This window comes from Acinetobacter sp. CWB-B33, from assembly GCF_039655955.1.
GTDB lineage: Bacteria > Pseudomonadota > Gammaproteobacteria > Pseudomonadales > Moraxellaceae > Acinetobacter > Acinetobacter bouvetii.
This window is the reverse complement of sequence record NZ_JAGFEU010000002.1, coordinates 562,668-585,778: the sequence shown is the minus strand read 5'-3', so window position 1 is coordinate 585,778 and position 23,111 is coordinate 562,668. Positions and strand designations below refer to the sequence as shown.

The following is a 23,111-nucleotide window of genomic DNA, read 5'->3' as shown; positions in this document are numbered from 1 at the left end:
AAGACTGAAACCAGCCTTCCTTAGTTTTCATCGATTGCGTATTAATCAATTACACCGCTGATACCGATACGGAAACTTGGATCGCCTTCAGACGCAGCAGCAATACCGCCGGTTAATGACCAACGTCCATTATCCGCAGTTTTTCTTAAAGTCACACCGACTGCATTTTCACCAGCATGATGTGCTGCAGCCGCTGCATAGGTCCATTTGCCAGCTACATAAGGTGCTGTTTCTAATGCCATTGCAGCTGCAATACCCGCATTAGCACGTCTTTCTACACCATCAATGCGCTCATTGGCACTATAAAATGCTTGCTCTAGCTGATCGCCAAGATTGGTAATTTTTTGATCAAGCTGATTATCGCGGTTATCCAATGCACTTAAAGCATCACCCACATTATTATGAGACCCTCCACCGACGTTATAAGTCGGACCGGTATTGGTTTCATAGTTTGCGCCACCACCTAAATGGTTATAAATATTAGTATTGCTTGTATGAAGTTGAGATCCATTAATGGCATCTTTGGAATCTTTGCTAATCGTTCCATCAGCAACACCACTGACCTTGTGATTACCCGCATTGATGCCTGAATCCTTGTCGATCACTACATCACCAACCGTGACCTTATTCGAATTCACAGAGTCAAAATTGACATCTTTTTTGGTCGCAACATTATAGTTAGTACTGCCATCTTTATTGGTGGTCTGACTCACTACGATGTTTTCGCCTTCTGAAACAGTGGTTTTGGCTTTCGTCACATTGCTATTTACGTTGTTAATCGCTTCATGCAGCTGACCGCCATTGACTGCATCTTTTGAGCCTTTGGCAATTTCACCATCTTCAACACCGGTTACCTTCTTGCCGCCAGCATCGATACCATTTTTGGTCACACTTGGGCCGCCTGCGATGGTCAAGCCATTATCATCAATGGTGGTATCACCGGTTTTAATGCTGCCATCTTTACCTAGATTAAGATCTTTCGCTAAATCGACCTTAATTTGATTGCCATTTTTGCTCACCTGAATGTTGCCATCCGTATTTGCAAAATCAACCGTGTCACCAGGTTTCACAGCACTTTGGTCTTGACCATTTGCAGTTAAGTTCCAACCTTTGTTGGCGTTATTCGCCACATTATTGATTGAATCGATCGCATCATGAATGGTGTTCTTGCCGGTATTGCCGACATTAGAAGTCGCTACACTGCCATCAGCATTCAGTGATGTATTGCCGCCGATGCTGTTTTTAATGCTGTTGACTGTTTGATGCAGCTGGCTGCCATTGATGGCGTCTTTCGAAGCCGCATTAACATCGCCATTTGCCACATTGGTGATTTTCTTCTTGCCTGCATCAATGCCTTGAGCCGTAATGCTTGGACCGTCTTTGATGCTTAATCCAGCATTGTTAATCAGCGTATCGCCCAGCTTCACAGAATCAAAGCTGACGTCTTTCTTCGTCGCAACTTTGTATTCTTTGCTGCCGTCTGCATTGGTAACATCGGTCACCGTAATGTTGTCGCCTTCCACAACGCTAGTTTTAGCAGCGGCTGCAGCTTTATTAACGGAGTCAATCGCATCATGAATGGTGTTTTTGCCGGTATTGCCGACATTTGAAGTCGTTACACTGCCATCAGCATTCAGTGATGTATTGCCGCCGATGCTGTTTTTAATGCTGTTGGCTGTTTGATGCAGCTGGCTGCCATTGATGGCATCTTTCGAAGCCGCATTGATATCGCCATTTGCCACATTGGTGATTTTCTTTTTGCCCGCATCAATGCCTTGAGCCGTAATGCTTGGACCGTCTTTGATGCTTAATCCAGCATTGTTAATCAGCGTATCGCCCAGTGCAACTGAGTCGAACTTAACGTCTTTCTTCGTCGCAACGGTCAGGTTATTCGCTTCACGCTTAATCTCAATGTTTTCACCATCCAAGAACTGAACAGTATCTGAGGCTTTTACCGCACTTGCAGCATCGCCATTCGCCTGGATCTTCCAAGTCTGGTTTTGCAGGTTGGCAATATCACCCGTATTGCTAGTAATTTGCTCACCCTGTTTGGTCACAGTTTGGGTCAAATTAGTCACATTTTGATTGGTGCTGTTTAATTGACTGCCATTGATGGCGTCTTTCGAAGACGCATTGATATCGCCATCCGCCACATTGGTGATTTTCTTTTTGCCCGCATCAATACCCTGAGCCGTAATGCTTGGACCGTCTTTGATGCTGAGGCCGGCATTGTTAATCGTCGTATCGCCCAGCTTCACAGAATCAAAGCTGACGTCTTTCTTCGTTGCAACTTTATATTCTTTGCTGCCGTCTGCATTCGTGACATCGGTCACCGTGATGTTGTCGCCTTCCACAATGCTAGTTTTAGCAGCGGCTGCGGCTTTATTGACAGAGTCAATCGCATCATGAATGGTGTTTTTGCCGGTATTGCCGACATTTGAAGTCGCTACACTGCCATCCGCATTCAGTGATGTATTGCCGCCGATGCTGTTTTTAATGCTGTTGGCTGTTTGGTGCAGCTGGCTGCCATTGATGGCATCTTTCGAAGCCGCATTGATATCGCCATTTGCCACATTGGTGATTTTCTTTTTGCCTGCATCAATGCCCTGAGCCGTAATGCTTGGACCGTCTTTGATGCTTAATCCGGCATTGTTAATCAGCGTATCGCCCAGTGCAACTGAGTCGAACTTAACGTCTTTCTTCGTCGCAACGGTCAGGTTATTCGCTTCACGCTTAATCTCAATGTTTTCACCATCCAAGAACTGAACAGTATCTGAGGCTTTTACCGCACTTGCAGCATCGCCATTCGCCTGGATCTTCCAAGTTTGGTTTTGCAGGTTGGCAATATCACCCGTATTGGCCGTAATTTGCTCACCCTGTTTGGTCACAGTTTGGGTCAAATTCGTCACATTTTGATTGGTGCTGTTTAATTGGCTGCCATTGATGGCGTCTTTCGAAGATGCGCTGATATCGCCATCCGCGACATTGGTGATTTTCTTTTTGCCCGCATCAATGCCTTGAGCCGTAATGCTTGGACCATCTTTGATGCTTAATCCAGCGTTGTTAATCAGCGTATCGCCCAGTGCAACTGAGTCGAACTTAACGTCTTTCTTCGTCGCAACTTTATATTCTTTGCTGCCGTCTGCATTCGTGACATCGGTCACCGTGATGTTATCGCCTTCCACAACGCTAGTTTTAGCTGCAGCTGCAGCTTTATTAACGGAGTCAATCGCATCATGAATGGTGTTTTTGCCGGTATTGCCGACATTTGAAGTCGTTACACTGCCATCAGCATTCAGTGATGTATTGCCGCCGATGCTGTTTTTAATGCTGTTGGCTGTTTGATGCAGCTGGCTTCCATTGATGGCATCTTTCGAAGACGCGCTGATATCGCCATTCGCCACATTGGTGATTTTCTTTTTGCCCGCATCAATGCCCTGAGCCGTAATGCTTGGACCGTCTTTGATGCTTAATCCAGCGTTGTTAATCGTCGTATCGCCCAGCTTCACAGAATCAAAGCTGACGTCTTTCTTCGTCGCAACTTTATATTCTTTGCTGCCGTCTGCATTGGTGACATCGGTAACCGTGATGTTGTCGCCTTCCACCACCGTCGTTTTAGCTGCAGCTGCAGCTTTATTGACGGAGTCAATCGCATCATGAATGGTGTTCTTGCCGGTATTGCCGACATTTGAAGTCGTTACACTGCCATCAGCATTCAGTGATGTATTGCCGCCGATGCTGTTTTTAATGCTGTTGGCTGTTTGATGCAGCTGGCTTCCATTGATGGCATCTTTCGAAGACGCGCTGATATCGCCATTCGCCACATTTGTGATTTTCTTTTTGCCCGCATCAATGCCTTGAGCCGTAATGCTTGGACCATCTTTGATGCTTAATCCAGCGTTGTTAATCGTCGTATCGCCCAGCTTCACAGAATCAAAGCTGACGTCTTTCTTCGTCGCAACGGTCAGGTTATTCGCTTCACGCTTAATCTCAATGTTTTCACCATCCAAGAACTGAACAGTATCTGAGGCTTTTACTGCACTTGCAGCATCGCCATTCGCCTGGATCTTCCAAGTTTGGTTTTGCAGGTTGGCAATATCACCCGTATTGCTAGTAATTTGCTCACCCTGTTTAGTCACAGTTTGGGTCAAATTCGTCACATTTTGATTGGTGCTGTTTAATTGGCTGCCATTGATGGCGTCTTTCGAAGCCGCATTGATATCACCATCCGCAACATTGGTGATTTTCTTTTTGCCTGCATCAATACCCTGAGCCGTAATGCTTGGACCGTCTTTGATGCTTAATCCAGCATTGTTAATCAGCGTATCGCCCAGTGCAACTGAGTCGAACTTAACGTCTTTCTTCGTCGCAACGGTCAGGTTATTCGCTTCACGCTTAATCTCAATGTTTTCACCATCCAAGAACTGAACAGTATCTGAGGCTTTTACCGCACTTGCAGCATCGCCATTCGCCTGGATCTTCCAAGTTTGGTTTTGCAGGTTGGCAATATCACCCGTATTGGCCGTAATTTGCTCACCCTGTTTGGTCACAGTTTGGGTCAAATTAGTCACATTTTGATTGGTGCTGTTTAATTGGCTGCCATTGATGGCGTCTTTCGAAGATGCGCTGATATCGCCATCCGCCACATTGGTGATTTTCTTTTTGCCTGCATCAATACCCTGAGCCGTAATGCTTGGACCGTCTTTGATGCTTAATCCAGCATTGTTAATCAGCGTATCGCCCAGTGCAACTGAGTCGAACTTAACGTCTTTCTTCGTCGCAACGGTCAGGTTATTCGCTTCACGCTTAATCTCAATGTTTTCACCATCCAAGAACTGAACAGTATCTGAGGCTTTTACCGCACTTGCAGCATCGCCATTCGCCTGGATCTTCCAAGTTTGGTTTTGCAGGTTGGCAATATCACCCGTATTGGCCGTAATTTGCTCACCCTGTTTGGTCACAGTTTGGGTCAAATTAGTCACATTTTGATTGGTGCTGTTTAATTGGCTGCCATTGATGGCGTCTTTCGAAGATGCGCTGATATCGCCATCCGCCACATTGGTGATTTTCTTTTTGCCCGCATCAATGCCCTGAGCCGTAATGCTTGGACCGTCTTTGATGCTTAATCCAGCGTTGTTAATCGTCGTATCGCCCAGCTTCACAGAATCAAAGCTGACGTCTTTCTTCGTCGCAACTTTATATTCTTTGCTGCCGTCTGCATTGGTGACATCGGTAACCGTGATGTTGTCGCCTTCCACAACGCTAGTTTTTGTGCCAGCTCCAGCATTTTTTTCAATTGCTTCTGCGATAGACGCATAGTCATTACCAGCGACATTAAATGGCCCAGTTAACTTGCCATTATCACCGACAGTAACGCCGCCGCCAATAATATCTGCAGCGCTATTTGCAACATTACCCAATACCACATTGGTTCTGTAAAGTTGGCTGCCATTAATACCATCGGTGCTTGCAGCACTGATTTGACCCGCTGCAACATTTTTAAGCTGACGCTCAGCTCCGGCAGATCCTAAAGAAACTTGATCACCCGCCTGACTTGCAGCACCCGCAAATGATCCAAATTTTATGCCATCAATTGTTGCTTCTGTTTCTTTTGTTGCATCGGTATCGGTATTTGATTTTGAACCAATTGCGACAGCATTCGTTTTTGTTACTTTAGAGGAATTACCAATAGCAATACCATTGCTTTGTTCTACTCTTGAACCAAAACCTAAAGCTGTTGATTCTTTTGCATTAGCAGCAATCGAAGAGTTTGAGCCCAAGGCTAAACTTTTCTCAGCGCCGCCTTCAACAGATGCCTTGCGGCCAATCGCGACAGTATCTCCAGTATTATCACCAATTTTAGAAGCAATACCGATTGCAACACCACCGTCAGAATTGCCTGAATTGGCTTTTGCACCAATTGCAACTGATGCATTATCCACATCTGTTTGCGCTTGATCAGCAATTGCCCCTGTGCCAATAGCAACGCTGTGCGCCCACGCCCAAGTGTCATTACCAATGGCAACACCGCCTTTGTCATCGCCGCTATTTGCATTTGCATTGCGGCCAATCGCAATACCGTCATTGATGACACGTGAATTTTCACCGATGGCGATACCGCCTTGTTGTCCAGTACCAGCAGTAACATTAGCAGAACAGCCAATTGCAATGGAGGTTGAGATGCTGGTCACTGCTGAACCGCAATTTGGATCAGATATAGCAATAGAATATGCAGAAGAATCATCACCATTGCCTACTTTCACCGCATATAGTTGTGGTGAAAGCGCAAGTAAAGCTGAAGCTAATAGACTTAAATTAATCGTTTTTTTTGTTTGCACTATTGTTAATTCAGTACTAGAGCTTGCAACCGCTTTGCTGCGAGATGAAGAATGGCCTTTCGCTGTTGCTAGTTCAGAAACAGCAACCCATGCACCCACTGAAGCATTCCAAATGACTTTATAAATTTTATTCACGTTAACCCTATAAAAGTGACACAGTTCTCATTATCAAATAATAAAGAGACAATATATGCAGAAGATCGGCATTATATTCATTTTTTATAATTTATCTATACTTAAGCTATGTTTTTTTCATTTTTTTTGAAGAAAAACTAACTAATCTTTGTCGACATCGAGTGAAATCTCAAATATCTATGCCGTCACTCTGAGAGTTAAGCTTCATTCTATTTTTTATTTTAAGCGTAATAAAATCTTATAATTAGAGATGATTTCATAGGTAAAGTTAGATTCAGTTTTCCTAAAACCAATAAAATACACGATATATAAATTCATTTAATAATATTAAAAATCAATAATTTAATAACATAAATAATGTCTTTTTCTACTCAGGAAAGCTTTTTAGATAAATTATTATTTTTCACAAGCAAGGGTTAATCAATGTTCCACAGTTTTGATAAAATTTACTTAATAATATGCACTCTGTTGCCGTCAAAATTCCACTTTCTTCCATCCATAAAAAAACCCGCAAGCAATCACTCACGGGTTCTGTATTTAAAATTTAAAAATCTTAAAATAAACGGTTCATACCATTTAATGTAGCTACACGGTACGCTTCCGCCATGGTTGGGTAGTTGAACGTGGTTTCCACAAAATACTTAATGGTATTGTTTGGACTGTTCATCACCGCCTGACCAATGTGGATAATTTCGGCTGCGTTATTGCCAAAGCAATGCACCCCCAGCACTTCCAAAGTGTCACGGTGGAACAGAATCTTCAATTCGCCGACGGTATCACCGGTGATTTGCGCACGCGCCAAGTAACGGAATGATGCCTGACCAACTTCATACGGAATTTTTTCTTCAGTCAATTGCTGTTCATTCTTACCAATTGATGAAATTTCCGGAATGGTATAAATACCTGTCGGAATATCGGTTACTGGCGCCACATCTTTTTCACCGCTCATGTTCGCGCCCGCACAGCGGCCTTGGTCATAGGCGGCTGAAGCCAGTGATGGCCAGCCAATCACGTCGCCTGCTGCGTAGATATTTTCGACTTCAGTCTGATATTTCTCATTCACCGTTAATTGGCCGCGGCTGTTTGGCTTCAGGCCAATATTCTCTAAGCCTAAACCATCGGTATTGCCTGAACGGCCGTTACACCACAAAATGGCGTCCGCTTTAATTTTCTTGCCGCTTTGCGTATGCAGGACAACATGATCATCAAAGGTCTCAAGGAAATCAATTTGTTCATTATGGCGAATCAATACCCCTTGCTCACGCAAGTGATAAGACAAGGCATCTGAAATTTCATCATCCAGATAGCTCAGCAGCTTATGCTGGGTATTGATCAAATCCACCTTATGGTCTAAACCAATAAAGATAGAGGCATATTCACAGCCAATCACGCCAGCGCCATAAATAATGATTTTCTTGATTGAAAAATCCAGATCTAGAATTTTGTCTGAATCAAATACACGCGGATGATTAAAATCAAGCGCTGACGGGCGGTATGGGCGTGAACCTGTTGCGATCACCAACTGCTGGAAACTTAAAGTTTCTGTAATGCCGTCTGCACTGAAAATTAAAACAGTGTTCTGATCTTGAATGTATGCCCGGCCATGATAGATATCAATTTTATTGCGGTCATAAAAGCGTGAATGCGTATCCACTTGCAGCTGAATCACTTTATGCGCATTGCGGAGTACTTGCTTCATGGTGAACTGTTTCCATTCACCTACTTTTTGGAACATTGGATCACGCTGATAGCGGATAATGCTGGAAACAGTTTGACGCAATGCCTTACTTGGAATTGTACCCACATGCGTACAGTTGCCGCCCAGCTGCTCACGCATATCCACAATGGCAACACGTTTGCCGGATTTCGCAAGCTTCATTGCGGCGCCTTCACCCGCAGGGCCTGAACCGAGAACTACCGCATCGTACTTAATGAAAGTCCCACTAACGATCTCTTTCTTACGTGGCATTCAACGCTCCTTCAAAAATCACTTATTGCTTATCTTGCGTATATTATGACGTAAATAGCGCCGCTTTGCTGTATTTAGCTCACATATATTGAATGATGACTACATTTAGTAAATGAATAGTATTTTCGCCCCTTCATTTCGCATTTCCGCTATAATGAAGGCACTATATTTCTAGAATCTCTCCCCCGTCAAAACAGTGGAAAAGTTGAATATGTCTGAAAACCGTAAACCAGAACAGGGTGTCAAACTTCGCGGCGCTGAAAAAGTTGCCCGCATTCCTGTAAAAGTTGTTCCTACGGTTGAAGCGCCACGCAAACCGGACTGGATTCGAGTAAAAATGGCGGCGCCAGATGAAGTGCAGCGCATCAAAACAACTTTACGCGCACAAAAGCTGCATACGGTATGTGAAGAAGCCGCTTGTCCAAACTTGCCTGAATGCTTCGGCGGAGGCACTGCGACCTTCATGATCATGGGTGACATCTGTACCCGCCGCTGCCCATTCTGCGACGTTGCCCACGGCCGTCCAAATGCGCTTGACCCAGATGAACCGCGCCATATGGCAGAAACCATTGCCAATCTTGGCCTAAAATACGCAGTGATTACCTCTGTAGACCGTGATGACCTTTTAGATGGCGGCGCTCAGCATTTTGTAGACTGCATTAAAGAAGCGCGTGATTTAAGCCCGAAAACCCTGCTTGAAATTTTGGTACCGGATTTCCGCGGCCGTATGGATATCGCGCTGCGCATTATGACCGAATGTCCGCCAGATGTGTTTAACCACAACATTGAAACTGTGCCGCGCTTGTATAAAGCAATGCGTCCGGGTTCTGACTATCAGCACTCGCTGAACTTACTGAAGATGTTTAAAGAATACTGCCCAGATGTGCCGACCAAATGCGGCTTAATGGTCGGTATTGGTGAAACTGAAGAAGAAGTCATTGCGCTGCTGGATGATTTAAAAGCGCATGATGTTGACTATATTACGATTGGCCAATATCTGCAGCCGTCTAAAGAGCATGCGCCGATTGACCGTTTTGTTACTCCTGAAGAATTTGAACGCTATACGGCGCATGGCCAGAAATTAGGTTTCAAAAATATCTGGGCAGCGCCTATGGTGCGTTCAAGCTATTTTGCAGACCGCCAATACTACGGTGAGCCAGTTCCATCTGTACGCCGCAAAACGGATCCTGCAAAAAAAATTGCCGTGCAAACGATTGAAGCTTAATTTTCACTTGATGTGAACATCGAATAAAAAAGCCCTCTATACATTGAGGGCTTTTTTATTCTCAGCATATTTAGAATCTAAGCGCGCTGCCAGAATTCTATTTGTAAATTACGTGATGTGACATTTCTTTGCGTGAATCTGGTTGTTTTGCGCCTACTTTTTAACCACCCTATAGTTAGACATATTCTTTGCCCTTTCATTATTTTAGGGCAACTTCACACGAACATGCGCAGGCCAAACAAGCCATACACCGTCAAACGGCATGAAGACCTCAAACCCAGAAGATCAAATCACTCTGCTGATGCCGTCTGCAATGGAATGCTGATTGAGCTGAGCCCTTGTCACTGGAGCCAATAATAATGCTATTTCTACTCAGTGCTGTACTCTTCATTTTTACGCTATGGGCTATATTCTTCTTCGGACTGCCACGAAGTGCTGGCGCCCTTGCATTGATCGTAGCATCCATCGCAATGCCTTTGATCAGCCCATGGTCCCTTATTTTTGGCATACCGCTTATTTTGCTGAGCCTCATTGTGCTGATTGCACCGCTGCGCATGAATATCATAACCAAGCCAGCATATAAAACTTTAGCCAATGCCATGCCCAGCATGAGCAGCACCGAACGCGAAGCGCTGGATGCAGGCACCAGCTGGTGGGAAAAAGAATTATTTATGGGCGCGCCAGACTGGAAAAAGCTTGACTCCTACCCTTATCCGCAGCTCAGCACTGAAGAACAATCCTTTTTAGACCATGAAGTTGAGCAGCTCTGCAGCATGCTGAATGAATGGGATATTCATCACAAGCATAAAGACCTGCCGCCAGCGGCTTGGCAGTTCATTAAAGACAACGGCTTCCTTGGCCTCGTCATTCCTAAAGCATATGGCGGCCGTGAATTCAGTTCATTTGCGCAAAGCCGCGTCATGAGCAAAATCGCCTCCCGCTCTTTAACGGCAGCTGTCAGCTGCATGGTGCCCAACTCTTTGGGGCCCAGTGAGCTGCTTTTGCACTACGGAACAGATGCGCAAAAAGACCGTTACTTACCTGGCCTAGCCAAAGGTCTTGAAATTCCCTGTTTTGGCCTAACCAATCCAGAAGCCGGCTCAGATGCGGGTGCAATTCCAGATACAGGTGTGGTCTGCTGGGGCAGTTTTGAAGGCAAAGATACTTTAGGCCTGAACATGAATTTTTCCAAGCGCTGGATTACGCTGGCCCCAATTGCTACAGTCGTTGGCCTTACTTTTAAGCTTTATGACCCAGAAGGTTTGCTGGGAGATAAAAATAAAGCCGAATACGGCATTACCTGCGCATTGCTTCCAGCCAGTCATGACGGTGTTATTACAGGGCCCCGCCATAATCCAGGCTCACCCTTTATGAATGGCACAATCGAAGGCAAAGACGTGTTTATCCCGCTGGACTGGATTATCGGCGGCATCAAAAATGCCGGAAAAGGCTGGCGCATGCTGATGGAATGCCTAGCGGTCGGCCGCGGCATTTCCTTGCCTGCACTCTCTACCGCAGCCGGCGAGATGGCCTATTTAAATGTCGGCGCATTTGCGAAAGTCCGTCAGCAGTTTAAAATTTCCGTCGGCGAATTTGAAGGCGTTCAGGAAGCATCCAGCGACATAGCCAGCGATGCCTACATGCTCGAAGCGTTCCGCTACTTGGTGACTTGCGGCCTGAATCAGGGCGGAAAACCTGCTGTAATGACCGCGATGGCCAAATATTACGCCACTGAAACCATGCGCAAAGTGGTCAATCACAGTATGGATATTGTTGGCGGCCGCGCGGTGCAGCTGGGCCCGCGCAATTTCCTTGCACTGAATTATCAGGCGATTCCTGTTTCCATCACGGTTGAAGGCGCTAATATTCTGAGCCGGTCTTTAATGATTTTTGGCCAAGGCTCCATGCGCTGCCATCCTTATTTATTTGAAGAACTGCAGCTGCTGCAGGCGGAAGATAAAAATACGGCGCTCAACAAATTCAACGACATGCTGTTTCAGCATTTGGGTTATACCTTTAACCGCGCAGCGCGCGCGCTGGCCTATGCTTTTACTGGCGGTTCATCGGACGCGCCAGAAGCAGCAGACCAATTCAGCCTGCCCTATTATCAAAAAATCAACCGTTTCAGTGCCGACTTTGCCCTCACTGCAGACATGTGCCTTGGCTTGCTAGCGGGTGACATTAAACGCAAGGAAATGCTTTCCGGACGGCTTGCGGATATTCACGCGCACTTGTTTATTGCCACCGCTATTCTTAAATACTACGAACACGGCAAAAAGACTGAAGCAGAACAGAGCCATGCACAGCTGGCTTTAGAAAAGGCGCTGTACAAGGTACAGGAAGCCTTTGATGGCCTCTTTGATAATTTCCCGATCCGTTTTGCCGCGGGCCTCATTAAACGGATGTGCTTCCCTTTCGGGCGCGCTGCAGCCCCGCCCTCAGATCGATTGAAACGTGCAGCCGCTGAACACATGATGCAGAGCAATGCCTTCCGCCAAGAATTGACAAAACACGTGCATTACAGCTTGGCGCCGCATGACGTTTCTGGCCGTATGGAAAATGCCTTTTTACAGCTGCTGAACATTGAACCGCTATGGGACAGGTTCAAAAAAGCGGAAGCCAAAGGCCAATTTAAAGGCCTGAGCTTTGAAGAACATATTGCGGATGCGATTGCGCAAAATGCCCTGACTCAATCAGAAGCTGAACAATTAACTGCATACAATATACAGCGCTATGACAGCATGCTGACGGATATTTTTGATATGCAGCTGCTGCACGAACTCGAATTATCCAATCCGCATCTGCCTGCAGATCAGCAAAAGATCAAACAGCAGCACACGGATGATTCACCCGAAGCTTTTCTGCGTTATTAGCTCAAAATCATTGAGCATATTCAAATAGGCTATCCGCTGCGTTGAGGCCGCTGGTGGCATCTATGTACGACTATCAGCCAATGGCATCGCTTGCTCAGGAGTATAGTCTATAACGCAAAACTACTTTACAGAAGGTATGCTGCATGTCTCAGCAAGATTATGAAAATGGCTTAAAAGTCCGCACTGAAGTAATGGGTGAAAGCTTTGTCAAACGCGCACAGGACAACACTGTGCCTTTTACGCAGCCATTGCAGGACTGGATTAATGAACATGCTTGGGGCTCGACTTGGCAGCGTGAAGGCGTGCTGCCGCGCAAATACCGTTCACTGATTACCATTGCATTTTTAACGGCGCAAAAAAGCCCAACCGAGCTTAAGGGCCATGTCCGCGGCGCTTTAAATAACGGCGCAACAGTTGAAGAAATTCAGGAAGTCTTACTGCACAGTTTGCCGTACTGCGGCGCGCCAGCAACACAGGAAGCGTTCCGAGCCGCCTTAGAAGTCATCAATGACTATCAAAAGTCTGAATAAATACCGTCAAAAGTATCAAAAAAACCGCAGAATGCTGCGGTTTTTTCATTCCATTACGTTTAAGACAATTCAATTTGATTAATCTGCTCTAAACTTTGCACGGCCGCTGAAAAGTCCAATTGCTGTGCCTGCGGCTTTTCAATCAGCCCGAACTGCTGCTGCACCAAATGCATGGCGGGCAGCTGTAAATTTTCTTCTGCAATCAGGCTCACGGCAATGCCGATATCCTTTTGCAGCAAATCTAAAGCAAAAGTTTTATCAAAACGGCGGTTCAGCACGCGCTGCGCCATAATATTTTCCGACATGCTGCTTTTGCCGCTGGAATGGTTAATGCAGTTCAGCGCAGAAGCTAAATCAACCTGTTTAGACTTTAACAGCGTCAGACCTTCTGCCAGCGCCCATAAGTGCGCCGCCATTAATGTATTATTCACGGCTTTCACCGCAAAGCCTGCACCGCTTTTCCCTACATGCTCGATTAAACCAGAAAATGCATCAATCACAGGTTTGGCTTGTTCAAAAGCAGCTGCATCTCCGCCAATCATCACCGTTAAAGTGCCGCGCTCTGCACCGATGGTTTGCCCTGAAACGGGCGCATCCAAGTAAATAGAACCGAATGCTTTCAATTGCTGGCTTAAACGCTGCGCCGACTCTGGCACGCCGCTGGTGCAGTCAATCCAGATACTTCCCGCTTTAGGCGGATGAGCTGCGATTAACTGCTCAACATCTGCGCTGGTGGGCAAGCAGGAGAAAATAAAATCGGCCTGCACTACCTCTTCAATCGCTGCAGCCTGCGTGCCAAAACTATCTGCATGCAGCACAGCCTTGTCAAAATTGCGGTTCCAAACTAAAACTTCTAAGCCAGTTTTTGGCAAATGGGAAGCCATATGCCAACCCATTGCCCCGAGTCCAATAAATGCTGCACGTTGACTCAAAATAATCTCCTAGTGTTGAACTGCAGAGGATGCAGCAGAGGATTCATCATTTACGGCTTGCGCTTTTTCTTCACCGCGGTTTAAAAATAGATTTAAGAAGATCGCGGCCAATGTCGCTGTGCCAATTCCGCCTAAATCAAAACTGCCAATATGCAAACTCAGGTTTCCCGCGCCCATAATCAGGCTGACAGCCGCAATTAATAAAGTGCTGTTCCTGGTAAAATCGACTTTATGGTCAATCCAGATTTTTGCACCCGCTATCGTAATTAAGCCAAACACGACAATCGAAGCGCCGCCCAGCAGCGCAACTGGAATGGTGCTGATGACAGCGCCAAATTTAGGCGATACCCCCAGAAGAACAGCGAATACACCGGCAATCACAAAAATTGTCGTTGAATAGACTTTGGTTACTGCCATGACGCCAATATTTTCAGCATAGGTCGTCATGCCTGTTCCGCCTACGGATGCAGACATGGTTGTGCAGAGGCCATCTGCTAAAAAGGCGCGCCCCATATACGGGTCCAGATTTTTCCCAGTCATGGCCGATACGGCTTTAAAGTGGCCTAAGTTTTCTGCAACTAAAATCAAAGCAACAGGCGCAATCAGCAGCATGGCATTGGCATCAAACACGGGCGCGTGGAAGGTTGGCAGGCCAAACCAAGCCGCGTTGCCAATGACACTGAAATCAATCGGCTTGCCAAAACCCAAAACATTGGTCAGTAAAAAATACGCAAAATAAGCTGTCATCAGGCCAATCAGCAGCAATAAGCGCCGCACCATGCCGCGGGTAAATACCGCAACCGCGCTGATACACAAAATAGTCACCACTGCCATCCATGTATCAAAAGAACTGGCAGAAACGCTTTTAATGGTCACAGGCGCCAAATTCAGGCCAATAATCATGACAATAGCGCCCGTCACAATCGGCGGCATGAGTTTTTCAATCCATGCCGTTCCTGTTTTCATCACCACTAAACCGATACCCGCGTAAATCAGGCCGCAGGCAATGGTTCCGCCTAATGCCAAAGCGATATTCGGATTGGAGCCTGCGCCGCTGTAACCCGTCGCTGCTGCCACTGCGCCAATAAATGCAAAACTCGAGCCCAGATAGCTCGGCATGCGTCCGCCGGTCATGAGGAAGAATAGAATCGTGCCGATCCCAGTAATAAAAATGGTCAGGTTCGGATCAAAGCCCATCAATAAAGGTGCCAGCACTGTCGCGCCAAACATGGCAAATGCATGCTGTAGCCCCAAGACGATGCTTTTTGCTGGGGGAAGGTACTCGTCAGTTTGGACTGGCGTTGTATCTAAGTTGCCTTGATAAGGCTTAAATTTCGGAAACCACGTTTCTTTTTCATTCATTAGGGTTCCCCCTCCTTCAGATGGGTCCAGATCTCAGTTCATTGGTTTTGGTTCACAGTAGCTGCGGTTGAAATACATTAAGGCATTTTGACCGTCTTGGCTTTGCACCGCTTTCACTTCACAAATCAATACATCATGGCTGCCGACAGACATGCTTTGCACAACTTCGCAGTCAAAAGACACTAAAGCACCCTCTAGCACAGGCGCTTGCGTGACTAGAGAATTCCAAACACCATGCGAAAAACGTTCCTGCATTGGGGTTTTGCCGCCAAATAAATTGGACAGATGGCTTTGCTGCGCATTTAAGGTGTTTACACACAGTACTTTATTGGCCTTGAATGTTTCAAATACAGACGCCGAACGGTTTAAACAGACCAATAATGTTGGCGGCGTATCCGTTACACTGCATACAGCAGAAGCAGTGAATCCAGCCTGTCCTGCTGCGCCCTGAGTCGTAATGACATTGACCGCTGCGCCTAAATTTGACATGCCTTGACGGAACAGCTGCTGATCGACCTCACCGCAGGCATTCATCATCGGCTTGTGCATCTGCGCTGCACTGTTCATCATTTCTGCAGTCATTAATTTGCTGTTCATGACAATTCTCCCAAACTGAAACCTGCCCCGCAGCAGTTCAGCCTGCTTTAAAAGTTATAGTTACACATGCGCGATCGAAGCAATTTCGACAAGCGCATCCGGTTTCACCAAACCCGTTTGTACGCAATAGCGCGCAGGCTTATCTCCAGGGAAATACTCTGCATAGACCTCATTGAAGGCCGCGTAATTTGCCCAATCTGTCAGGAAAATATGGTTAAAGGTGACATCAGCCATGCTGCCGCCGGCAGTTTCCAAAACCTTTTTGATAGTTTCCAAAATGTGGCGGGCTTGCGCTGCGCAGTCGCCCACATGCACCACATTGTTATTTTCATCAAAAGCTAAAGTGCCTGATACATACACAATGTTGTCTGCTTTCGTGGCTGGTGCAAATGGCGCAAGCGGTGTTCCTGTTCCTGCTGGGACAATAATTTCTTTAGGCATGGCATTCTCCAAATTTTTAATCAAGCTATAGGGTCAAAAAGTCTAGGTTCAAAAAGGTTTAAGCTGATTTTTCAAGCTGTAGTTGCGGCTTAAATGTCTCTACAAAGTTTTTGGTGTCAGATACCCAGCCAAAGAAAGTTTTAATGTTGAACAAACTCGCCTCATGCGCTTCTACAGGACCCGCCTGATAGCAGGCGTCATCCAGCGCTACGCCAAAATATTCGAGGAAGAAGCCGTCACGTAAAGTCGATTCCACACAGACATTGGTGGCAATGCCGACAAAGACTAAATTGCGGATGCCGCGGCAGCGCAGCATGCTGTCCAAAGCCGTATTGAAGAAGCCGCTATAACGTGGCTTTTCAATCACGAGGTCCTGTTCTAAAGGCTGCAGCTCATCAATCAGTTCAAAATCCCAATGCCCTTTTGCCAATAAAGTGCCTTGCAGTTCTGGCTTCTTGCGCATGGTTTTCAAGGCATTGGATTTATGGAAGTTTGGAGAATCTACCCCGCCGGCTTCACGGTACTGATCATCCCAGCCATTTTTAAAGTAGATGACTTGAATGCCCGCTTCATGCGCTGCCGCTACGGCTTTTTTGATATTTTCAACCACAGGTTTGGTTTTCGAAACATCAAAACCCGCCAAATCTAAGTAGCCGCCCATGGAGGTGTAGGCATTTTGCATATCAATGACGATTAATGCTGTCTGCTCTGGCGCCAGTTTTAGGGCTTCAGGTAACGCAGGCAATATTTTTCCAGTACCTGATTTTGCAGTGAACCCGCTGCAGACGACTGTTTCGGTAATGAATTGGCTCATGCTGATTTCTCCAAAATAGTTAAGGCTGCTTCACCTTCTTCAATCACGATGCCTTGACGGCTTTTCATTAATGGCTGAATTTTTTGACCAAAATCTTCCACACCTTGAATAAAGTCATCAAAGGTCAGTAAGATGCCGCCTGTACCTTCAATGCCGTCCAATTCATCCAGCATGCTTGCCACATTTTCAAATGAGCCCACCAATGTGCCCATGTTGATATTGACTGGCGAAACACTGGAGGCCATTTGACGGATGTTCGTATCACTGCCTGAAGAAGTATCTTTGCCGCCTTGATTTTTCAGCCAATTAATCGCTTCCATATCTGCGCCATCGTTATAGCTTTGCCATTTCGCAAATGCTTCTTCATCTGTTTCGGCTGCAATCACCATAAACAGCACAAAGGTTTCAACGTTGCGGCCGGTTTTGTCGGTATGCGCTTTTAAGCGGTCATTGATGTCAGCAAAAGCTGTAGGTGTATTCAAACCTTTACCAAATACAAAGTTATAATCTGCATATTGCGCAGAGAATGCTAAGCCTGAATCGGATTGGCCGGCACAAATAATTTTCATATCCGCTTGCGGAATTGGGCTCACTCGGCAATCTTCCATTTGGAAATGTTCGCCATTAAAGTCTGATTTTCCTGTTGCCCATAAATCGCGAAGTACTTGCACATATTCAGACAGGTATTCATAGCGTTTGCCAAAGTATTCATCACCCGGCCACATCCCCATTTGCGTATATTCAGGCGCTTGCCAGCCAGTCACAACGTTTAAGCCAAAGCGGCCATTTGAAATTGAATCAATGGTTGATGCCATGCGGGCGACAATTGCAGGCGGCATCACCAAAGTCGCAGCAGTCGCATAAATTTGAATCTTGCTGGTCACAGCAGCCAGACCGGCCATCAGGGTAAATGTCTCTAGATTGTGTTCCCAGAATTCAGTTTTGCCGCCAAAACCGCGGAGCTTAATCATCGATAAAGCAAAGTCAAATCCGTAGTGTTCAGCGCGCTGTACAATCTGCTTATTCATCTCAAAACTAGGTTTATATTGCGGCGCATTTTCAGAAAGCAGCCAGCCATTATTGCCAATTGGACAGAAGACACCGATTTTCATATTCATCACCTTTATTTTACCAATTAGTAAAAAACGCACTTAAATTTAAAAAGACATTTACCATGATGAATATTTAGCAATTGCTGTGCCAATTATTATTTATTATTATTTTTCAAATACTTAATATTATTATTTTTTACTTTTCAGTAAAATTAACCCTGATCACACATGCGCATTTTTAGTGTGCAATGTTTTAAAAAGGTGCACTTTATGAACCAAGACATTGCTCAGCGCATTTAAAAATTTCATCGAAACATCAGCAAGCGCTCTATACCCAATGTAAAAAAAGCCCGATATAAATATCGAGCTTTTAGCCTTTATTGAACTTAAATACTTTGACTTAACTCAACAGGAATTTTAGCAATGCTTGGTTGATTTTCTCAGTTTGGGTATGCGTCGATGCATGTGCACCAGTCGCAAATATCTCAAGTTCACCCAGCCCTAATGTTTGCTGTAAATCTGCAGATTTTTTGACAGGCACCAGAAAATCATCCTGATTGGCAATCAATTGTATCTGAGTATTTTTTAAAGCCTCAGCATGCTGTTCATTCACACTGAATTGCTGTAGCGCCTGCAGACGCATCAGCACATTATGCGCAGGCGGGAAGCTCGTGAGCTGTGCATTTTCGGCTTGTTCCAGACTTTCTTGATGTTCTGAAATCCATTGCGGCGGATAAAGAAAAAGCGCCTGCGCGCGCACATAGGCCTCTGCGCCGCTGTTTTTCAGCAAGCTGATGCGCGCTTGAAAACATTTTTGCGTATGCAGATCTAATTGATCCCACGCATTGATACAACTTAGGCTTTTCATCTGGAGATTCTCCCTGCTCTCGGCAATAAGCCTTGCCAGCTCCATGCCAATATGCCCGCCCAAAGCATGGCCAATAAAATGAAACTGCTGAATGTCCGCATCTCTGATGATACTTAGCGCCTGCTGCGCCATATGCTGCATGCTGTAATCGGCAGGCAATGCTTCCGCGTCTGCATGACATCCCTCATGATCATAGGTCAAGACATGAAAATGCTGCTGCAATGCCTCTAATTGCGGTTTCCAAAATGCGCCATGGCCGCCAAGGCCTGATGAAAGAAGAATATGTTCCGCTTGTGTATTGTCAGTACAAGGATGAATTTGATAGTGCATGTAATGGTCTTCGCTGCTAGATAGTTATTTTACCATTTAGCAAAAAATGTGCCGTTCCAGCTCAAAGGCTTGCCGACCATGAAGTCTGCTGGAATGTTTTAAATCCAATAAACATTGACGCTGTAAAAAAATTCATTAACCTCAAAACGCACTTGATAGCCCAGTTCAGTGAGCTCTGCAGAAAGGCTGCGGATCTCTTCCAAAGGCAAATGTTTCGGCAGCACAGTGAACACCGCGGTATTGCCCTGCTGGGCATTGCTTTCAATCATTTGCGCTAAACGGATTTTATACAGTTCGATATTTAAATTGGCATTTTCAGACAGCGCTTTAGCAACAGCTGCAGTAATAAAACTTGTCATTGTTATACTCATTATTTTTAAATACCCAATTAAAATAAAACAGTTTTCGCAAAATTCTATAGCTATTTTGCAGCCGAACATTCGAATAGAACAATAAAAAAATCCCTCATGAAGAGGGATTTTTTTAACCGAATTTAGCGAGGCAGCGGAATATATTGCGATTCCGAATTTTTCTCTTGCACTTTTCGCTCTGCAATCGTGACATTAATATTCATAGGCTTTTTATCGCGTTCAATTGAAATCTGTACGACGCTGTTAGGCGGCTGCAGCGCTACGTAGTTGATCAAATGAGATGCGGAAGTAATGACTTCATTATTCACTTTAAGAATTTTATCGCCGCGTTTTAAACCTGCTTTAGCCGAAGGCCCGTTAGGCTGCACATGCGCAACAATAACCCCTTGTTCTTTAGGCGCAAAAACATCTTCCTGTTCAATCGGAAGGAGGCTAATGCCCAAATAACCCCGGACTACACGGCCATCTTTCAAAATGGCATTGAGTACCTGCTGGCAAATTTTTGCAGGAATTGCAAAACCAATCCCCAGCGAACCGCCAGATTGCGAGAAGATTGCCGTATTCACACCAATCAGATTTCCTGCGACATCAATTAATGCGCCGCCTGAATTGCCCGGATTAATCGCCGCATCAGTCTGAATAAAGTCTTCATAGGTATTGATGCCTAAATCTGAACGGCCTGTAGCAGAAATAATGCCCTGCGTTACTGTCTGCCCGACGCCAAACGGGTTGCCAATGGCCAGGACTACATCTCCAACTTCATTGCCGCTCAGTTTGAAAGGCAGCACGGGAAGCTGATCCATTTCAATTTTAATCACCGCAATATCCGTATCAGGGTCTGTTCCTACAACTTTTGCTTCGGCGCGGCGTCCATCATTTAAAGCCACAATAATTTGATCAGCCTGAGCAACTACGTGGTTATTGGTCAGAATATAGCCATCAGATCGAACAATCACCCCAGAACCCAAGCTGTTTTCATTCGGTTCTTGTTTAAGCTGATCCGGAATTTGATTGCCGAAAAATTCACGGAATGCTGGATCATTTAATAAAGGATGATCTAATTGTTTGACTTTTTGTGTTGTGAAAATATTGACCACAGCAGGCGCTGCGACTTTAACTGCTGCATTATAAGAGACGACACCGCCTGTACGGGATGTATTGACTAAAGGTTCAATTTTTTCTGCAGGTAATTTCACCCCATCAGGCGTTACAGGCGCTTTAGGCTTCTGCAGCTGCTGCCAGCCCAAAAAGCCCAAAATTACGATAATCAGCAGCACCCAAGGTAACCAAGTAAAGCTCCGGCGCACGTTTATATCCTCTAAAAATTTTTAATTGTTGATGGTTCAGTTATTTAAGTCATATTGTAATGTAATTTTTCATACAGGCTTTAAAAAAAACACGGAGTTTTGTGCTGCTTTAGTTACAATTAAATGCATGTTTAAATAATAGAAATTGATTTTGAAATGGCAGAAGGCTGATGGCTCAATTAAACGACATTATTCAGTGGTGCAATCAGACATTAAAGTCCCACGAATTTAAAGACTATGCCCCAAACGGCCTGCAGATCGAAGGAAAGTCTGAAGTCCATAAAATCCTCTGCGCCGTCACGGCATCACAGGGGGCAATTGACGCGGCCATTGCGCAAGGCGCTGACATGCTGCTGGTGCATCATGGCTATTTCTGGAAAGGTGAAGCATATCCAATTACTGGAATGCGCGGTAAGCGAATTAAAAGCATCATTAAAAATGATCTTTCACTGGTTGGATACCATTTGCCTTTAGACAGTCACCCCACTTTGGGCAACAATGCTGCTATTGCTGATCTGCTGGCGCTTGAGCGCATAGAAGCCTTAGACCCAAGTGAACGCAATCCGATTGGCAATATCGGCTTTTTAAAGCAGCCCATGACACCGCAGGCATTCAAAGCTTTTGTATCAGAGCAATTGCATTTTGATGCTATTCATTTGCCGGCAGATAAGGCATCCGTGCAGAAAATCGGGTATTGCACTGGCGGCGCACAGGACTTTATTGGCAAAGCGGCTGAGCAGAATTGCGATGCCTATATTTCAGGAGAAGTCAGTGAGCGTACTTTCTACGAAGCCAAAGAATTGAATGTGCATTATTACGCTTGCGGTCATCATGCGACAGAACGCTATGGCGTACAGCGCCTGGCAAAAGCTATTTCAGAACAGTTCAATATTGAGTATAGTTATTTCGAATTAAACAATCCGATTTAATTTAGTTGAAGCCTGCTTTTGGCATTTTTCTTTATACGTATAAATTCGGGCTTTATTCTGTATTCTTATTTATAAGCAATGCGCAATTCTGTCTAAGAATCTATTACAATAAGGGCACTTAATGTCAAAACCCAGCAAAATGCAAGGAATTGAAAACATGACAACGATTACTTTACCAGCGCTACCTTACGGTTACGAAGATCTTGCTCCGCACATCAGCAAAGAAACTTTAGAATACCACCACGACAAACACCACAATACTTATGTGGTGAATTTGAATAACCTGATTAAAGGCACTGACCTTGAAGGTAAAACTTTAGAAGAAATCATCAAAGCGGTTGCTGGCGATGCGTCTAAAGCAGGTGTATTCAACAATGCTGCGCAAGTTTGGAACCACACTTTCTACTGGAACTGTATGGCTAAAAACGGCGGCGGTAAAGCAACTGGCGCGCTTGCTGCTAAAATCGACGAAACTTTCGGTTCTTACGAAAAATTCGCTGAAGAATTTGCTGCTGCTGCAACAACTCAATTCGGTTCAGGCTGGGCTTGGTTAGTTGCTGACGAAGTAAATGGCAACCTGTCTATCCTTAAAACTTCAAATGCTGACACTCCGCTTGCTCACGGTAAAGTTGCTGTGTTGACTATCGACGTTTGGGAACACGCTTACTACATCGATTTCCGCAATGCTCGTCCTAAGTACATCTCTACTTTCCTTGAAAGCCTAGTGAACTGGGACTATGCAAACGCTAAATATGCAGGTCAAGCTGCTGGCGTTGAAAAATAAGATTAGCTTTAATCCTATTTTTTGCAAAAAATCACCCTCTTTAGGGTGATTTTTTTATGTGTTAAGTAAAACTAAAAAAATTGTGAAACATGGTCTATTTATTAATCATGGAACGTGATAAACCTATTAAAAATTACAGCTCCGCAGTTCTGGAGCTTTGATGCTAGTGTAAGATATTGAAATTCATTAATAAATTTCGTATAATATGTATTATAGTAGAAGTTTTTAAGATTATAGTTCTTTTAAAATTGCAT

The 23,111-nt window shown here is 45.1% G+C and carries 17 protein-coding genes; 6 read left to right on the top strand and 11 right to left on the bottom strand.

Going from position 1 to position 23,111, the window contains the following annotated elements:
* Nucleotides 1–41: 41 nt before the first annotated feature.
* Nucleotides 42–6,191 carry a YadA-like family protein gene (locus JZ784_RS08955; protein WP_346314609.1) on the bottom strand — a complete coding sequence of 2,050 codons (6,150 nt, stop codon included), beginning with the start codon at nt 6,189–6,191 and terminating at the stop codon, nt 42–44.
* Between JZ784_RS08955 and JZ784_RS08950 the strand changes: the two genes are divergently transcribed.
* Nucleotides 6,181–6,462, top strand: coding sequence for a hypothetical protein (locus tag JZ784_RS08950; RefSeq protein WP_346314608.1), 282 nt, complete (start codon nt 6,181–6,183; stop codon nt 6,460–6,462). The two genes, JZ784_RS08955 and JZ784_RS08950, sit on opposite strands and share 11 nt — an antisense overlap.
* Nucleotides 6,463–7,026: 564 nt before the next feature.
* Here the strand turns inward: JZ784_RS08950 and sthA are convergent.
* A complete protein-coding gene (sthA, locus tag JZ784_RS08945) occupies nt 7,027–8,442 on the bottom strand; it encodes a Si-specific NAD(P)(+) transhydrogenase (RefSeq protein WP_005008805.1) in 1,416 nt (471 codons plus the stop codon).
* Between the two features lie 211 nt (nt 8,443–8,653).
* On the opposite strand from sthA, the gene lipA reads away from it, so the two are divergent.
* From lipA to JZ784_RS08930, 3 genes are all read left to right on the top strand, one after another.
* Nucleotides 8,654–9,667, top strand: a complete 1,014-nt coding sequence (gene lipA, locus JZ784_RS08940; protein ID WP_130148367.1) for a lipoyl synthase — start codon at nt 8,654–8,656, stop codon at nt 9,665–9,667.
* Between the two features lie 359 nt (nt 9,668–10,026).
* Nucleotides 10,027–12,540, top strand: coding sequence for an acyl-CoA dehydrogenase (locus JZ784_RS08935; protein ID WP_346314607.1), 2,514 nt, complete (start codon nt 10,027–10,029; stop codon nt 12,538–12,540).
* A gap of 143 nt (nt 12,541–12,683) precedes the next feature.
* Entirely contained in the window at nt 12,684–13,070 is a 387-nt protein-coding gene (locus tag JZ784_RS08930) for a carboxymuconolactone decarboxylase family protein (protein ID WP_005008801.1), read from the top strand.
* A gap of 59 nt (nt 13,071–13,129) precedes the next feature.
* Here JZ784_RS08930 and JZ784_RS08925 read toward each other — a convergent pair whose 3' ends face one another.
* The 9 genes from JZ784_RS08925 to JZ784_RS08885 all read right to left on the bottom strand — a co-directional run bounded on the left by JZ784_RS08925 (nt 13,130) and on the right by JZ784_RS08885 (nt 21,144).
* The gene (locus tag JZ784_RS08925; RefSeq protein WP_346314606.1) at nt 13,130–14,002 is read right to left on the bottom strand and encodes an NAD(P)-dependent oxidoreductase; all 873 of its coding nucleotides are present in this window, start codon (nt 14,000–14,002) and stop codon (nt 13,130–13,132) included.
* Between the two features lie 9 nt (nt 14,003–14,011).
* Entirely contained in the window at nt 14,012–15,364 is a 1,353-nt protein-coding gene (gene rutG / locus JZ784_RS08920) for a pyrimidine utilization transport protein G (protein ID WP_346314605.1), read from the bottom strand.
* Nucleotides 15,365–15,397: 33 nt separating this feature from the next.
* Nucleotides 15,398–15,934 carry an NADH-dependent FMN reductase RutF gene (gene rutF, locus JZ784_RS08915; protein WP_051065824.1) on the bottom strand — a complete coding sequence of 179 codons (537 nt, stop codon included), beginning with the start codon at nt 15,932–15,934 and terminating at the stop codon, nt 15,398–15,400.
* 87 nt (nt 15,935–16,021) lie between these two features.
* Entirely contained in the window at nt 16,022–16,402 is a 381-nt protein-coding gene (gene rutC, locus JZ784_RS08910) for a pyrimidine utilization protein C (RefSeq protein ID WP_346314604.1), read from the bottom strand.
* Between the two features lie 58 nt (nt 16,403–16,460).
* Nucleotides 16,461–17,216 carry a pyrimidine utilization protein B gene (gene rutB / locus JZ784_RS08905; RefSeq protein ID WP_346314603.1) on the bottom strand — a complete coding sequence of 252 codons (756 nt, stop codon included), beginning with the start codon at nt 17,214–17,216 and terminating at the stop codon, nt 16,461–16,463.
* Complete coding sequence (gene rutA, locus JZ784_RS08900) at nt 17,213–18,328, bottom strand: pyrimidine utilization protein A (RefSeq protein ID WP_346314602.1); 1,116 nt, start codon at nt 18,326–18,328, stop codon at nt 17,213–17,215. The genes rutB and rutA overlap by 4 nt, the downstream gene beginning before the upstream one ends.
* Before the next feature lie 340 nt (nt 18,329–18,668).
* Complete coding sequence (gene rutD, locus JZ784_RS08895; protein WP_346314601.1) at nt 18,669–19,466, bottom strand: pyrimidine utilization protein D; 798 nt, start codon at nt 19,464–19,466, stop codon at nt 18,669–18,671.
* Between the two features lie 98 nt (nt 19,467–19,564).
* Nucleotides 19,565–19,825 (bottom strand): hypothetical protein, encoded by a 261-nt coding sequence (locus tag JZ784_RS08890; RefSeq protein WP_005008787.1) that lies wholly within the window; start codon nt 19,823–19,825, stop codon nt 19,565–19,567.
* 134 nt (nt 19,826–19,959) lie between these two features.
* On the bottom strand, nt 19,960–21,144 hold the full coding sequence (locus JZ784_RS08885; protein WP_130147170.1) for a trypsin-like peptidase domain-containing protein: 1,185 nt from the start codon (nt 21,142–21,144) through the stop codon (nt 19,960–19,962).
* A gap of 170 nt (nt 21,145–21,314) precedes the next feature.
* Here JZ784_RS08885 and JZ784_RS08880 point away from each other — a divergent pair, with 170 nt between their 5' ends.
* Nucleotides 21,315–22,073, top strand: coding sequence for a Nif3-like dinuclear metal center hexameric protein (locus tag JZ784_RS08880; RefSeq protein ID WP_346314600.1), 759 nt, complete (start codon nt 21,315–21,317; stop codon nt 22,071–22,073).
* 157 nt (nt 22,074–22,230) lie between these two features.
* Complete coding sequence (locus JZ784_RS08875) at nt 22,231–22,857, top strand: superoxide dismutase (RefSeq protein WP_346314599.1); 627 nt, start codon at nt 22,231–22,233, stop codon at nt 22,855–22,857.
* Nucleotides 22,858–23,111: the final 254 nt, after the last annotated feature.